Annotated in this window: 13 protein-coding genes and 1 pseudogene; 2 read left to right on the plus strand and 12 right to left on the minus strand. The window is 26.7% G+C overall.

All coding sequences use genetic code 11. From position 1 onward, the window contains the following. Window positions 1–54: 54 nt before the first annotated feature. The 7 genes from ACRDDY_RS05250 to ACRDDY_RS05280 form a co-directional block, all read right to left on the minus strand. Complete coding sequence (locus tag ACRDDY_RS05250) at window positions 55–378, minus strand: urease subunit beta (RefSeq protein WP_438563922.1); 324 nt, start codon at window positions 376–378, stop codon at window positions 55–57. Window positions 379–395: 17 nt separating this feature from the next. Then, on the minus strand, window positions 396–698 hold the full coding sequence (locus tag ACRDDY_RS05255) for an urease subunit gamma (protein ID WP_438563923.1): 303 nt from the start codon (window positions 696–698) through the stop codon (window positions 396–398). Between the two features lie 134 nt (window positions 699–832). Next, window positions 833–3,103, minus strand: a complete 2,271-nt coding sequence (locus ACRDDY_RS05260) for a YhgE/Pip family protein (protein WP_438563924.1) — start codon at window positions 3,101–3,103, stop codon at window positions 833–835. A gap of 18 nt (window positions 3,104–3,121) precedes the next feature. Continuing rightward, window positions 3,122–5,254: a YhgE/Pip family protein gene (locus ACRDDY_RS05265; protein ID WP_438563925.1), complete on the minus strand. Its 2,133-nt coding sequence runs from the start codon at window positions 5,252–5,254 to the stop codon at window positions 3,122–3,124. A gap of 182 nt (window positions 5,255–5,436) precedes the next feature. After that, window positions 5,437–6,564, minus strand: coding sequence for a flagellin lysine-N-methylase (fliB, locus tag ACRDDY_RS05270; protein WP_438563926.1), 1,128 nt, complete (start codon window positions 6,562–6,564; stop codon window positions 5,437–5,439). After that, the gene (locus ACRDDY_RS05275; RefSeq protein ID WP_438563927.1) at window positions 6,564–7,292 is read right to left on the minus strand and encodes an alpha/beta fold hydrolase; all 729 of its coding nucleotides are present in this window, start codon (window positions 7,290–7,292) and stop codon (window positions 6,564–6,566) included. The genes fliB and ACRDDY_RS05275 overlap by 1 nt, the downstream gene beginning before the upstream one ends. Window positions 7,293–7,377: 85 nt before the next feature. Beyond that, window positions 7,378–8,652 carry an L-cysteine desulfidase family protein gene (locus ACRDDY_RS05280; RefSeq protein WP_438563928.1) on the minus strand — a complete coding sequence of 425 codons (1,275 nt, stop codon included), beginning with the start codon at window positions 8,650–8,652 and terminating at the stop codon, window positions 7,378–7,380. A 192-nt stretch (window positions 8,653–8,844) separates the two neighbouring features. Here ACRDDY_RS05280 and ACRDDY_RS05285 point away from each other — a divergent pair, with 192 nt between their 5' ends. Further along, window positions 8,845–10,239 carry an MFS transporter gene (locus ACRDDY_RS05285; protein ID WP_438563929.1) on the plus strand — a complete coding sequence of 465 codons (1,395 nt, stop codon included), beginning with the start codon at window positions 8,845–8,847 and terminating at the stop codon, window positions 10,237–10,239. 48 nt (window positions 10,240–10,287) lie between these two features. Here the strand turns inward: ACRDDY_RS05285 and recQ are convergent, their stop codons facing one another. From recQ to ACRDDY_RS05305, 4 genes are all read right to left on the minus strand, one after another. Continuing rightward, complete coding sequence (gene recQ, locus ACRDDY_RS05290) at window positions 10,288–12,447, minus strand: DNA helicase RecQ (protein WP_438563930.1); 2,160 nt, start codon at window positions 12,445–12,447, stop codon at window positions 10,288–10,290. Window positions 12,448–12,573: 126 nt separating this feature from the next. After that, window positions 12,574–13,131 carry an NUDIX hydrolase gene (locus tag ACRDDY_RS05295; protein WP_438563931.1) on the minus strand — a complete coding sequence of 186 codons (558 nt, stop codon included), beginning with the start codon at window positions 13,129–13,131 and terminating at the stop codon, window positions 12,574–12,576. A 223-nt stretch (window positions 13,132–13,354) separates the two neighbouring features. Continuing rightward, window positions 13,355–14,770, minus strand: a complete 1,416-nt coding sequence (locus ACRDDY_RS05300) for a HAMP domain-containing sensor histidine kinase (protein ID WP_438563932.1) — start codon at window positions 14,768–14,770, stop codon at window positions 13,355–13,357. Further along, on the minus strand, window positions 14,745–15,413 hold the full coding sequence (locus ACRDDY_RS05305) for a response regulator transcription factor (RefSeq protein WP_438563933.1): 669 nt from the start codon (window positions 15,411–15,413) through the stop codon (window positions 14,745–14,747). Before ACRDDY_RS05305 ends, ACRDDY_RS05300 begins: the two co-directional genes overlap by 26 nt. Before the next feature lie 217 nt (window positions 15,414–15,630). On the opposite strand from ACRDDY_RS05305, the gene ACRDDY_RS05310 reads away from it, so the two are divergent. After that, window positions 15,631–15,996: a VOC family protein gene (locus ACRDDY_RS05310; RefSeq protein WP_438563934.1), complete on the plus strand. Its 366-nt coding sequence runs from the start codon at window positions 15,631–15,633 to the stop codon at window positions 15,994–15,996. 52 nt (window positions 15,997–16,048) lie between these two features. Here the strand turns inward: ACRDDY_RS05310 and ACRDDY_RS05315 are convergent. Continuing rightward, window positions 16,049–16,353 (minus strand): annotated as a pseudogene (locus ACRDDY_RS05315) (TDT family transporter); the annotation flags it as partial.

The following is a 16,353-nucleotide window of genomic DNA, read 5'->3' on the forward strand; positions in this document are numbered from 1 at the left end:
CTTTTGTTGGTCCAAAAAGATCTTTATAACGTTTTCTATCTAATTCGAAACTCATTATTTACAAACCCCCTCATCTAAATATCCATCAACTTTATTGTTTAATCCAAATACTCTTCTAACTCCTGCTATGTCTATTAAACTAACTTCTTTTTCATCACCTGGTTCAAATCTTACTGCTGTTCCTGCTGGAATATCTAATCTCTTTCCATAAGATTTATCCCTATCAAATTTCAAACCACAATTTACTTCATAAAAATGAAAATGTGATCCTACTTGAACTGGTCTATCAGCTTCATTCTTCACAGTTATTTTTATAGCTTCTCTACCTTTATTGTATTCTATTGTTCCTTCACCTAATATGATTTCTCCTGGTATCATTTTTCTTCCTCCTTTACTTATTGAATTGGATCATGTACAGTAACTAATTTAGTTCCATCTGGAAATGTTACTTCAACTTGAACTGTATGAAGCATTTCTGGAATTCCTTCCATTACTTGATCTCTTGTAATAATCCCTCTTCCTTCATCCATTAAGTCAGCAACACTCTTTCCATCTCTGGCACCTTCCATAATGTCTGCTGTTATTATAGCCACTGATTCTGGATAATTTAGCTTTAAGCCTCTCTCCATTCTTTTCTTAGCTAAATCAGCTGCTACAACAATCATTAATTTTTCTTGTTCGCGCATTGTAATTCTCAAAACTGATTCCTCCTAAATTTAAAATTTAAATATTTGTATATCTTTCGATTACATTTATTTTTCCTAACTACTTTTCCCGATTTTTTTGTCTTTTATTCATAAAAAAAAAGAAGAGTAAAAAATTTTTACTCTTCCTATAGTTCTGATTCTTTAAACATCTTGACTACTTTCTTTTCAACTTTACTTGTAAATACCTTCATAAAACCTATTACAATAAATATTAATAAAAATATTAATAAAGCAAAAAAGTCTGTTCCTACTTTACTCCAATCCGGTCCTCCTATAGCCTCTCTAAAACCATCAATAGCATAGGTAAACGGCCATAAAAATTCAAGTTTTTGCAATATAACTGGATTTACTTCTATTGGATAAATTGCTCCTGAACCGGCCACTTGAATTACCATTATAACCAATGCTGCTGCTTTTCCAAAATTTCCACTTAACGATACCAAAGTAAATATTATAACTGTAAATACTACTCCTGAAAACCATGCAAATGCAAATAATAATGGAATATCTGCTGGCTTAATTCCTATTAATAATATATCCCCAGCTGTAACTATAGTTGCTTGAATGAAGTTTATTACTATAAATAAAAGCATTTTTCCAAAATGTATATTAAGTATCCCTTTTTTTGTTGTATCATCTTCTTCCTCATCTTCAGTACTTAATATTGTTGTACATAGTAATGCTCCTACCCAAATAGATAATACTGTATAAAAAGGTGCAAGCCCTACTCCAAATATAGACATTCCATATAACTCTTGAACATTCATTCCAACTGGTGATGCCAATAAATTAGCCAATTGCTCCGGATTTTTTTCCAAAATATTTACAATGCTATTTAATGAACCATTATTTAATTTTGAAGTTTGCTCTTGTACTTTATCTAAAGTTCCTTTCAATCCATCTAGTTTACTTTTTAGTTCATTTGCCTTATTTACTGTTAAGTTACTTGAATCTATCCCTAGATTTGCAATTTGATTTAATGCTGGTATTAACTCTTTACTTGATTGAAGCATTCCATCTATATTATTTAATCCACTTTGTAAATTATTCGAAATGCTATTCATATCATTTGAAATACTATTTGAATAATTTGTTGTAAAACTATTTATTCCACTTGTTAATTCATTTGTTAAACTAGTTATATTATCTAATTTACTATTTATTGCACTAAAATCTACACCATTATCATTACTTAAATAGTTTTCTAAATCAGTTAATTCATCTATTTGCTTATTTAAAATTTTATTTAAATTATCTAAGCTGTTTTTTAAATTTTGTAAATTTTCACTTGGTGCAATGTTATTTAAAATACCTAGCATATTTGAAGCTGAAGTTATTAAACTTGATAGCTTCTTATTTTGAGCTATAATATTTTCTAAAATATTCTTATCTTTAGTTATTTGATCTGGTGTAAGTTTATTTCCATTAATATCATTATTCACAGTATTAGAATCTTTTTTCGTTACACCTAATGCATCCTTTGTTCCTTGTAATGCATTATTATTTAGTTGTTCTTGTGTTGCTAATGTATCCTTTAAATTACTTATAAAAGTATTTAATGAATTATTTGTGTTTTGAATATTACTATTTATTCCATTTAAATTCTGCTCAATACCATTAATATTATTTTTAGTTTGTTCTATTAAATATTTACTTGAACCTACAACGCTTTGTAAATTATTTATTTGCGATTCAATATTTGGTATATCATTCTTCAATTCTGCTAAATAATTTGCTAAATTCTGAGTACTTTCACTAGTACTACCTATGTTATTTATTATATTTTGAATATTACTATTAGTCGTATTCACAACATTCTTCAAATTCAATATTAATGGTGCATTTGTTTTTATATTTTTTCCTAATGTATTACCAGCATTTAATATTACTTTATTTACACTATCAAAAAATGTTTGTTTTATTTGGTCTTGCAACTGCCCTACAGCTAAATCTGATATTTTAGTTGCAATCGCATTTGTTTTTTCATTTACTCTATATATTAAATCTGGTTTTATTGGATTTCCTGATGCTATCGTTCTTAACTTTGCTGAAAAATCACTTGGTATAATTATTTCAGCATAATATTCCCCATCTTTTAGTCCCTGATCTCCAACTTTTTGTCCAACCACTGTCCATTTCATAGAATTATTATCATCTAATTGTTTTACCGTTTGATCTCCAAAGTTAACTATTTGATTATTTATTATTGTTCCTTGGTCTTCATTAACTACCGCAATTGGAACATTTCCTGTATCTACATAAGGATTCCAGTTTGCTTTAAGCGTAATCCATGTATATAGTGATGGTATTATACAAAGACCAATTACTATTCCTAAAGCAACCTTATTTTTCATTAATCTTTTAAGGTCTTTTTTAAATATTTTAAATACCCTCATCTTTTTTCTCCTTAATTGCTATTCTGCTAATCCTGATTCTTTAAATTTATCTTCAAATCTATCAAATATATTATTAGTTCTTGGTTTTACAAAGTATCCTATTAAAATAAATACTATTGCAAATACTACTAATATTACTATATCTTTTATAGTATTTGGCCAATATGGACCACCTATTGCTTCTCTCATTAAATTTACACCGTATGGAAAAGGTACAAAAGGTTCTATAATTCTAAAGAACATAGGCATTGCCTGAACTGGATAGGTGCCTCCTGTCCCCGATAACTGAACAACCATTAATACAATACATATTGCATCTCCAATATGCCCAAAAATTGATAATATCGTGAACATTATTATAGCAAAAGAAATTGATGTAACTAATGAACCCAATATAAATAAAGGCAAATTCACTACTTGAACTCCAACTAAAAATTTTGCTCCAATTGTTATAATTAGTGATTGAACTATTGCAATAAATATATAAGTTAACATTTTTCCATAATGTTTTTCTCTCACTGTCATTAATTCAAATTCATCTCTTTCTGGTGGCTCAGTTTTTAATAACGCCCCTGTAATCAACATTCCTACCCAAAATGCTAAAACACTATATACAGGAGTCATTCCTGATCCATAGTTTGCTACAGGATAAATTGACTCTTGCTTAAAATTAAATGGACTTTGTGCAAAATCTCCCATAACTATTGGATTTCCTTGTAATATTCCAATTATTTGACTTACATTATTATCACTAATATTTTGAAGTTTATTACTTAATTGGCTTATTATCCCTTTATATTGATTTAAATAATTATATAGATTCTCACTTGTTTGCTTTGCTGTAAGTGCACCTTGAGTTCCATTATTTAATATTCCTTGTATCTTATTATTAAGATTTTGTGTTTCTTGAATTAAGTTAGTCGCACTACTAGTCGCACTAATCATTCCACTTAAAATATTATTTACGGCTTGATTTCCGCCATTATTATAACTACTTATCACATTATTCACTGTATTAGTAATAGCATCTACACTACTTTGAATAGTATTAATCCCATTATCACTAAGTGTTGTTCCATTATTTAATAAATTTTGAAGATTCGTTTTTTGATTATTTAATAAATTATTTGCATTATTTAAACTATTTATTAAACCATCTAAATTCGAATTACTATTTCCTTTATTGATACTATTTAAAAAATTTAAAGTTGTTTGTATATTTTTTTGTACTAACCCTACATTATTTACTATTTCTCCTAATAAATCTTTATTATCACTTCCAATAGTTAGACTCTGTGATAAATTTGCAATTGTATTTGCTAAATTTTTAGCTCCATTTAAATTCACACCAATGCTATTTATTGATTGATTTAAAATACTTTTTGTATTTGTAAGATTTTGAGAAATATTCTCTGTATTTGACTGTATTTGAGATAAACTCGTATTAAATGTTGGTACAATTGTCTTTAAGTTGTTTAAATATTCATTTAAAGTTCCAGCACTATTCCCTGCATTTTTTATTCCGTTTAATACTGTATCTATATTTTCATTCAGATCTATAATCCCATTTTTTAAGTTTATTATTTCTGTTTTCTTTTCTTCTGCTTGTTGCCCAACCTTATTAAATGTCGTAAACGCTTTTTCTGATAATGTGGACATTATACTTTGCTGAATTTGTCCTAATAATGTTTGCTGTGCAACCTCTGTTATTTTATTTGCCACTGGCCCTACCTTTGTATTTACCTTATATGTAAGTTCTGGTTTTGTTGGATTATCTGTTGCTAATGAACTTAATTCTTTTGAAAAATTATCTGGAATAATAAGTTCTGCAAAATATTTTCCACTTGCAAGTCCTATGTTTGCCTCACTTTCATTTACAAATTTCCAGTCAATACTATCATTTGTCTTTAAATTATCAACAATGCTATTTCCTACATTTAAATCTTGTTTACCAATTTTTATACCTTGATCCTGATTTACAATAGCAATTGGTATTGCTCCAGTATTACTATATGCATCCCAACAAGCTATAACATTTATAAAAGAATATAATGATGGCACCAAACACATTCCACCTATTATTATAATTGCTATTGGATTTTTCACCATTCCTTTTAAATCTCTAAAAAATACCCTTAATGCATTTTTCACATTTTTTCACCTCCATTAAAAATTGCTTTTACTTTAACATAACTAATACTACATAATTATATCAAAGCACACGATTAAAAACTACATTATTCACTTATTTTTTGACTAAAAGTCATATTTTATTAATTAAATATTTTATTAATATTATTTATATTTTCTTTACTTTATATACAAAAAAAGCCTTAATAAAAAGGCTTTTTTAAATACTGAGTTAATTTTAAATTGTCTAATTCATTATCTTTTACATAATTTAATATTTCTGATGTATAATTTTTATTATGATTTAATATCTTAGATAATTTTTGCATTACTAAAATATTATCTTCTTCAGATTCACATTTATATTTTTTAAATAATAAATATCTTACTATTATCATAACAAATCCATCAAATATAGATTCAATTTCTGAAAAAGGAAATAAACTTGAAAACATATAATTTACTAAATAGTTCTCTAATAGCTTATCATTAAAAATTTCTTTAATATCTTCCTTATTTTCTAATATCTCTTTACTCTTATTTTTTATAAATTTATTATTTATATTGTCTTCTATATTTAAAAATTCTATTATTACTTTAAAAAATTCAGCACTATCTATTTTTCCATTATTTTCAATTTCATATTTTATAAACTCATATTTTTCTATATACTCTTTTATATTTTCCCCATCTATTTCGTATGCTTCTTCTACATCCTTTATAAAATACCCTAAATTAATAATCCTGTCATCTAAACTTATTTTTTTATTTTTTATTATTTCTATACTCTTATTTCTTATTTCGATAAAGTATTTAATAGGCAACCAATTAAATTTCTCATCTGTATCTACTTTATTCCATACTATATGCTTTCCTAGACTTTTCTCTTTCTCCTCAAAAAATATTTCATCTTTCTTCAAAATCATCTCTGCTGCATGAGGACATGATATATCTAATGAAACTTCATAAACATCATCAACCTTATTTAAAATTCTAGGAAAACTTGTGCATACATTTCCTAAATAATTTTCACCAAGTTCCTTATATATTTTACAGTAATTATCTCCATCTAAAAATGGGCACCTTTTTTCATCATTTAAAGAAATCTTTGCGTAATCTACATTCTCATCAATTACCTTTAAATTTCTCCTCACATTTTTCTTTAGTTCTTCTTTAATTTCTCTATCATCACTTACTCCATCATATTCTTCAAAAGTGACTTTATCTACTTCTATCTCCCATCCCGCACAACAAGTATCCGTACATCTTTTACCTATACATTCAAATTCCTCAAAATAATTAGGATATCTTAGCCTTATCGTTTCATCCATTAGTTAACTTTCCTTTCATCTTTCAAAAACATCTTTATTTCTCCTATAGTTTCATCTTTATTTATTATATTTAGATGATTTGATTTTTTTACTTCAATAAACTTTGCATTCTTTATACCTTTTTTAATACTTAAACTATGCTTTAATTTTATTACATCATTACTAGCCGCCACTACTAGTGTTTCATTTTTTATTTTACTTAAATCACTTTCATCTACCCCTATGCTTCCAAGCATTACTTTTGCTATTTTAGCTTCTTTATTCATTTTTTTACTATATATTCCCAATATTTTTAAAATACCTATGTATCCTTTTATAAGTATTCTTCCCCATACTTTTAATCCCTTTTCATTATAATTTCCTGAAATCAAAACTATCTTATTTATATACTTACCATATTTTTTGCACATCATCATTCCAATATTTGCTCCATCACTAAATCCTATAATTGATGGTTCTTTTATATTTTTAACTTCAAAAAATTTTATAAAATCATCTGCAAATTGCTCTATACTTAAAACTTTTTTCCCAATTTCACTTTTTCCATGTCCTCTTGTATCTATTCCTATAACATGATATCCCTTTGATAGTTCTAAAAAAAGCTTTTTAAAAGACACTGTATTCATTCCATTTCCATGAAAAACAACAACATTATGCCCTTTTCCTTTCTCATAATAATGTAATTTGATATCAAATATTTTAACCTTTCCCTCAAAAATTCCCTCCATTTTTCTTAACCTCCATATACTTCTAATTAAATCCACTTTTAAAATTAAAAAGAAGCTATCACCAAAAATAACTTCTTTCCCCCTTCTAATCCTCTAGCATTATCTCTAATATTTCTTTATCAGTTTCTTTCATGCCTTCTTTTCCTAGTCTTCCAACCGCTATAATTGTTTCTTCAATTGTATCTTTTACTATTCCTGTTAACGGATTATAAACTTGATTTACCATAGCTAAGTGATGACTCATAAGGGCTGCATCTAAGCTAGTTGCTATTTTAGCTGCACATGATGCCTTAGCTCCATCACAAACTATTCCCGAAATATTCGCAAGAGTGTTTGTTACAGTTTTATTTATTTGTTCTAAACTTCCACCTTTTAAATAAGTTATAGCAGCTCCACTTGCGCATCCGGCACTTACAGCTCCACAAAATGCTGATAACCTACCTATTCCTGTTTTTTGATGAATAGTCATTAAGTTTGCAAATACCAATCCTCTATATAATTCCTCTTCTGATAAATTATTTTCCTTACAATACACAATTACAGGTATTGATGATGTCATTCCTTGATTTCCCGACCCTGAGTTTGTCATTACAGGTAGTGAACTTCCACTCATTCTTGCCTCTGATGCTGCTGCTGCATATGCTTTTAATTTTGTTTCTATTGTATTTGGATAGCTTTCAAGTATAACTTTTCCTATTCCTATTCCATATGTTCCTTTAAGACCTTCTTCTGCTATAGCTATATTATAATCTATCTGTATATCTAAAATTTCTTTAATATCTTCTAATGAAACTGTATTTGCATATTCATAAATCCCTTCTACTGAAAGAACACTTCTATCTACAAATACTCCTAAGTACTTGTCCTTTTCTTCAATTGCTTTAAATATATCTTCACCATTTCTAGTCTCTCTAACAATATTATTGTGAGCATATTTTATTTCTACTTCACTAGTTTGATTTTTAAAAAATGCTTTCACTATCAAATGCAACTGCACATCCGTATCTAATAAGCTTACTGTACAATAGTCTCCATCTATCAGATCTTTTGCCTTTTTTATGCTCTCATTGTCAACTTCATTTATTACTTCTAATTCTCTTTCTGCTTTTCCTGCTAAAGCTCCTATAATAGCACTTGCTTTTATCCCAATTAAATTCCCTGTATTTGGAACGGTTACGCATTTTGCATTTTTTATTATATTTCCACTACAAAGAACCTCTATCTTAGTTGGAATTTCTCCTAGGATTTCTCTTGCTTTCGCACTTCCTAAAGCTATTGCAATTGGCTCAGTACATCCCATTGCTGGAACTAATTCCTCTTTCAATATTTGTAGATAATCCTTATACATGCTTTCCTTCATCTTTAGTCCTCTTTCTTTTTTATTTAAATTATAACAAACATTTTATTATTTTAACACTCTTCTCTCACCTCCTTTTTTATGTTTTTTATGTTTTTTATGTATTTTCACCTAACTTTTCACATTTAATTCAAAATTATTACATTTATTTGTTATATACTTAAATTTATACCACATTTTGAAAGGAGTCGTTATATGAATACTATTAATTTAACTCCATCTGAAAAAAAACGTTGGACTAGAAACTGCATATTCTTTATTATAGGTTTTTTCTTTCTTGGAATTATTTCAGGGGTCTCTATGGATGCCTTTGTTACCTATTTATCTCTTAAAGCACCAAACGTAGTTACAGCTTACTCTACCTATGTAGGTATTGGCTTATTTGCATCATCTATTATAATTCTTTTAATCCCTAAAATAGGATATAAAAAAGTTTTATTACCTTTTCCAATATTAATTATTATAAGTATATTAGGAATTATTTATATTAATACACCATCTCTTATTGCTCTTTTCACTATTATATTTTTAATTGGCATTAATGTTGCAAATTCAGTTTTAGCTCCAATGCTCTCAAGTTATACAACATTACAAAATAGAACTAAAATTTTTTCAATTGCATTATATACAAATGTTATTGGTACTGCTTTAGCTACCCTTTTAGATGGTAATTCAGTGGTCTATTTTTTTAGTAGATTTATGCATATAGATTATGTTAAAGCAAATACATTAACTTCTGCACCATCTAAGCTTTCACATTTTGCACTTGGAAAATATCTACTTTCTTTTAAAGTATTATTATTTGCTCTTTGTATAATTGCATTACTAGCATTTTTTGCAACTTTATTTTTAAAAGAAAAAAAATCTGATTATCGTGATATAAAGATTGATAGTGATGGAAATGTAATTCATAAAACTAAAGAAAAATTTAATTGGGATATTTTTAGACATCCTACAACTGTAGTTTGGCTTATATATATGTTCTTAATTGGATTTGGAGCTTCATTAGTTATACCTTATTTACCAATTTTTCTTGAGAACTTTCTTCATATAGGTAGAGGAACTATTTCAATATTATTAGCCTTGCAATATGTTGCCTCAGTTTTATTTATGATGATAAGTCCAAAACTCGAGAAAAAATTTGGTTCTGTTGTATCACTAGCTGTTTTATTTAGTTGCTCTTTTCCACTTTTCATAATTATTGTTAATGGTGGAATTTTTGGAACTTATATTGTATTTGGAGTTGGTCTTGCATTATTCCTTCGTTCTGGATTTGCAAATGCTTGCTCGCCAATCCTACAAGCCTTACCTATGAGTTTTGTAAAAAAATCTGAGAGAGCTGCCTACAATGCTGCTGTTTCTGTATTGCAAGCATTAGGCTATATTTTAGGTGGTCTTTTTACTAAATATATATTATTTGTACATGCTAGTGGATATAAAGAAGCCTACTACATTACTGGAATTATGTATCTAGTCGCAAGTATTATTATGTTCTTTGTACTATTTAAAAAATATAATCGTTACACAGAACAAGTATCTTTAGATGAAGAAGTAACCTCAATAGATGAACCTGACTCTATTACTATTTAAATTAAAAAGAAGTAATACCATTAAAATCTAATGCTATTACTTCTTTTGCTATTCGACTATATTATTTTTTAATAATATAAGTCTTATTACATCATAACTTATCTTTTCTGATACCCTTTCTTTTATTGGTGCTAATTTAGAAAATCCTAATTCTTCACCAACCTCATTTACCTCGTCTTCTTCCTCATTAGTAAATAATTCTGAAAAATCAATTTTAAAATTAATTTCATTTCCTTCGGACATATAAGTTTCTATATGTCCACAAATTGTTCCAATAGCTAAACCTCTTTCTTTAATTACCTCTTTAAAAGATTTTCCATCCTTAAGCATATTTACAGTTATTTCATATGACTTTTCTTTTTCTATTACTCTTTTAGTTTTTCTACCTTCTACTTTTTTAGGTAATTTTATATCATTTTCAATTTTGAAATTTATCTCTATGTTTCTCTCCTCTACATACTCTTTAATTTTTTCTATGAATATGTCTCCATACTTTTCTATCTTTCTTTCTCCAACTCCACTTATATCAAGCATTTGATCTCTATTTACTGGCATTCTTGTACTCAATTCTTTTAAAGTATTATCTCCAAATACAAGGTATGGTGGAACTCCCTCTTCTTGTGCAATCTCCATTCTTAAAGCTCGTAACACACTAAATAACTCATTGTCAGCTTTAAGTTTAGTTGCTTTTCTTACTTCTTTAAATAAAACTTTTTCTTCTCCTTTTATTATCTTTAAAGAATTTTTATTAGGTGTAACAACTGGAAACTCTCCACCATAATTTATATATCCATGTGATATTAATGTATTTATAAAGTCTTTTAATTCATCCTTTGTATAATCTTTTACAATTCCATAAGTAGTTAATTTATCTAATCCTTGTTCTATAAGCTTCTTATTTTTAGAACCACGTAATACTTCAACTATAACTCCAATTCCAAATGGTCTCTTCATTCTATAAACACACGAAATTACTTTTTGTGCATCTATAGTTTTATCTATAAGTTCACCTTCAAAAAGACAGTTACTACAATTTATACAGTCTTCTTTTTTTTCTTCCCCAAAATATTTTAGAATATATTTTTTATAACATCCATTTGAATAAACTAAATCTATCATACTTTGTAATTTTTCTAATTCATTTCTTTTTCTAAAGGGATTTGTTGTTCCTGTTTCTATAATATACTTCTGTGTTTGTACATCTCCTGGTGAAAAAAGTAATATACATTCTGATTTTTCTCCATCTCTTCCTGCTCTACCTATCTCTTGATAATATCCTTCAATATTTTTAGGCATATTATAATGAAAGACATATCTTACATCTGGTTTATCAATACCCATTCCAAATGCATTTGTTGCAACCATAACATCTGCTCTATCATATATAAAATCTTCCTGATTTTTCTTTCTTTCAATATCTGAAAGACCCGCATGATAACTAAGAGCATTAATTCCATTTCTTTTTAAAAGCTCACATAGTTTATCAACATCTTTTCTTGTTGAACAGTAAATTATTCCACTTTCACCCCTATTAGCTTCTATATAATCTAGTATATAAATATTTTTATTAACACCTTTTTCAATAGTTATCTTTAAATTTTCACGATTAAATCCTGATATAAAAATCTTAGGATTTATAAGATTCAGACTTTCTAATATATCATCTCTAACCTCTTTTGTTGCTGTTGCCGTAAAAGCAGTTACAACTGGTCTTTTAGAAAGTCCTTCTACAAATGATGATATTCTCTTATAGCTACTTCTAAAATCATGCCCCCACTGTGATACACAATGAGCTTCATCTATTGCTATTTGGCTAATATTTAAGCTTTTTATGATATTTAAAAATTCACTTCCTTCTAATCGTTCAGGTGCAACGTATAAAATTTTAATATCTCCTGTACTTATTCTAAAATAGACTTCCTGAATTTCAATGCTTGAAAGACTAGAGTTTATATATGCACTTTGAACTCCGAGTGCATTTAATGAATCAACTTGATCTTTCATAAGTGATATTAACGGTGATATTACAATAGTTATCCCATCAAATGCAATAGCTGGAACTTGATAGCAAAGAGACTTCCCTCCTCCTGTTGGCATTATTGCTAGTACATCATTTCCATCTATTATTTCATTTATTATTTTTTCTTGTCCTTCTCTAAAACTTTTATATCCATAATATTTATTTAAAATTTCATATATATCTTTCAACTATTTACTCCTTTTTCTATAAATTTTAACCTTATCTTCTTTATATATACTTTAAATATTATACTTATTTTATTTAAAATCAACTCTTATAAACTTAAAAAAGGAATTAGTTTTATCTAATTCCTTTTATCTAAGTCCTTTATCCATTATCTTTTTATAAACATAAGATATATATGGCTCTTTTTCAACATAACAATTTAATTTACTTGTTTCAAGCCATTTAACCCCACTATTTTCATCAAGCTTTGCACGTACTTTTTCTTCCTCATTACATTCAAATAAATATGCAATATTTAAGTGTAAATGCGATGCTATATATGCTCCATTTTTCATATGTCCTGCAACTGGAAGAACATCTAATGACATTATTTCATCTGAAAGAAGTTTTACTGTTTTTATTCCTGTCTCTTCTCTAAGTTCTTTTATTGCTACTTTTAAAAAATCTTCCTCTCCATCCATATGCCCCCCTGTCCATGCCCATGTATTATAAATATTATGATATATCATAAGTGTCTTATCTCTATTTTTATTTACAACAAATGCTGATACTGTAAAATGACATACTACATTTTCTCTTGTAAGTGTATCTTTAAAGTTATCTATACATTGTAAAAATACAATTTTATCTTTCATTTCTTGCTCATTAATAGGTTTATATGATTTTATAATATCTCTATAATTCATCTAATTTCTCCCCCTCTAATTCCGCTATTTTTATTATATCTTAAATCTATACATCATTCATCTCTTTTCGTAAAAAAGCCACCTATAATTTATAGGCAGCTTTTACTGAGGTTTTTTCTTTTAGGATTTTTTGTATGTTATTTATATTTATAATTATAATCTTATTTAATTTCTTTGTGAAATATCTATTCTTTATAATATATATTTGAGTTTACTTATATATTTAAATCAATAAAGTAAATATAAAAATATCATTGTAAATCTCTACTTTATATCCTAAATCTCCATGTAATTCCACAAGATATTTAACAATATATAATCCAAGTCCTGTTCCATTAATATCTTTATTCCGTGATTTATCACCTCTATAAAAGGGTTTAAAAATGTCATCTAAATCCTCATTACTTAAAATTATACTAGTATCATTTATAATCTTTATAAAAGTATCTCCACTTTCGATCTCTATAAAACTTTTACTATATTTCACACTATTTCCTATAATATTAGATAATATTTTTTTCATTATACTTTTATCTACAGTCTTCACTATTCTTTTATCTTCATTTATTATAATATTTATGTTTCTTTCTTTTATAAAATACTCATATCCACTTAAACATTCTAATAAAATTTTATTTATCTCTAACTTTTCTTTTTTAACTGATTTTTCTTCTTCAATTTTTGCTAAATCTATTATTTCATGAACTAAATTATTTAGCTCTTTAACACTTTCTAATGATTCTTTTAAATATTTTTCTCTATCTTTATATGGACCTATACTATAAATCATTCCTTCAATCTGTCCACTTATAACTGTTATAGGTGTTTTTAACTCATGTGAAATTGCATTTATAAAATTTCTTCTTCTTCTATCAATTAATTTTTCTTTTTCTATATCATCCTTTAGCTTTTCATTTGCTTTTTCTAGCATTGATATATTTTTTTCCAAATTGCTACTAATTGAATTTATACTATTAGAAAGTTCTGCAAACTCATCGTTTCCTTTTACTTCTAAACTTTTTTCAAAATCTAAATTAGAAATTCCCTTAGCAACCTTATTTATTTTTAATAATGGGGCACTAATGACCTTTCCATAAACCCAAACTGAAAGTAATCCAAGTATTATTGTTATTATCAATATAATTGGTAATAAAATTATTATTACCTTATGAATATTTTTCCTTGAACTAAGAGGAACACTAACTTTTAAAATACAATTTTGATTTAAACTTTTTACATATGCATTTACTGAAAACTCATATGTTGATCTATTATTTTTAAATATTCCTTTCTTTAATTCACTAACTACAGTATCATCCCTTAATATATTTCTTTCAAACTTATCTGGTGCATAAATCACATCCCCATTATCTGTTAAAAGCGCTGCTACTGCACCATTTTCATAAGAATATTTATTTATTCCACTTTCATAATCATAATTTTCATCATTTGCCATTTTTGTGATTAATTTTTCTGTTTCCATACGTATATTCTTTATTCTAGTATGAGTATAGACTTCTGGAAATAAAAAATATAATGTTATATATATAAGTATTGCTGATGCAACTACAATTCCTGTAGAAATTATAAATAATTTTTTCTTTATACCTATATTATTCCACGTTTTTTTCAAGCACATATCCAACACCTTTTACTGTTTTTATATAATCATATTTTATTTTTTTCCTTAAATTTTTAATGTGTGCATCTATAACTCTCATATCGCCATAATAGTCATATCCCCATACCTTATCCATCAATACTTCTCTTTTTAAAACTGTTGGGTAATTAATAATTAATAATTTTAGTATATTAAATTCTTTCAACGTTAATTCAGCATCTTTTCCATCAACAGTAGCTTTATATGTATCCTCATTTAAAACAACTTCTCCAAATTCCAATTTTTTTGAAGCTACTATTATTTCACTTCTCCTTAATATTGCTTCAACTCTCTTTACAAGCAATGCAAATGAAAATGGTTTTGCTATAAAATCATCTACTTTTTCATCAAATGCTTTAATTTGATTTTCCTCATCATTTAAAGCTGTAAGCATTATTATTGGAATAGTACTTTTTTCTCTTATAATATTTGTAAGTGCATAGCCATCCATTCTTGGCATCATTATATCTGTTATTATCAAATCAAAAGTTCCTTCCCTAAATTTATAATAGCCTTCTAATCCATCACTAGCCATTTCTATTTCATAACCACTTTCCTTTAAAAACTCACAAATAAGTTCTCTTATTTTACTATCATCTTCAATAACCAATATTTTTTTCAATTTAAACACTCCGCTCATTTTTTAAATTTAAAACTACTCTTATTCTAGCACTAAAAAAATAAATTTTTCTTACACTTTTATAAATTCACTAAAAATATAGAAACCTTTATCATTTAATTCACTATTTTAAATATGTATTTTTCCTTTTTATTCATTTAAAGTTAATTTTTAATTGTTATAATTAATATATTCTAATATAGAAAGTGAGTTGAATTATATGAGATATAAATTAAATACTATTAATGTAAAAAATTTAGCCGAGTCTATTAAATTCTATGAAGACGTTTTAGATATGAAAGTTATTCGTGAAATTTCACCTTCTAAAGATGTTAAAATTGCTTTTCTTAAAGGTATTGAAGAAGGTGTTATAGAACTTATTGAAGGAAAAAAATTTCTTAATGAGGAAGGTAATATATCTTTAGGCTTTGATGTTGATAATATTGATGAAACTATAAAAAAACTTAATCATTTTAATGTTAAACTTTTAGGTGAACCTATTGAAATAGGTAATGATACCAAAATACTTTTTGCAAAAGATCCTAATGGGGTAACACTCGAATTTTTAGAAAACTTAAATTTTTAAAATAAAAACACTCCATTAAGATATCTTTGTATCTTAATGGAGTGTTTTTTATCTAAAACTCTTTATTTACTACTCCTAATCCTTCTTCTATTACTTCCATTTCTTCTTCTGCTTTTTTGCTTATTGCTTTTACAAATAAATTTAAGAAATTAAATAGTACATAGAAGATAACTCCTGTTGCTATAAATATTTCAATATCTCCTAATAACTTAAATCCATTGCTTAAAATATAGTTATTCATAAATAATTTACTCATTTTTAAACTTGCAACAACACTAATTGCTAATGGGAATGTAAGTGCTGCATATGTTGGTGCAAAACCTTTTTTAATAAATCCAATTATGTAAGTATATACTA

Source organism: Clostridium sp., assembly GCF_051656525.1.
In the GTDB taxonomy this organism is placed as follows: domain Bacteria; phylum Bacillota; class Clostridia; order Clostridiales; family Clostridiaceae; genus Clostridium.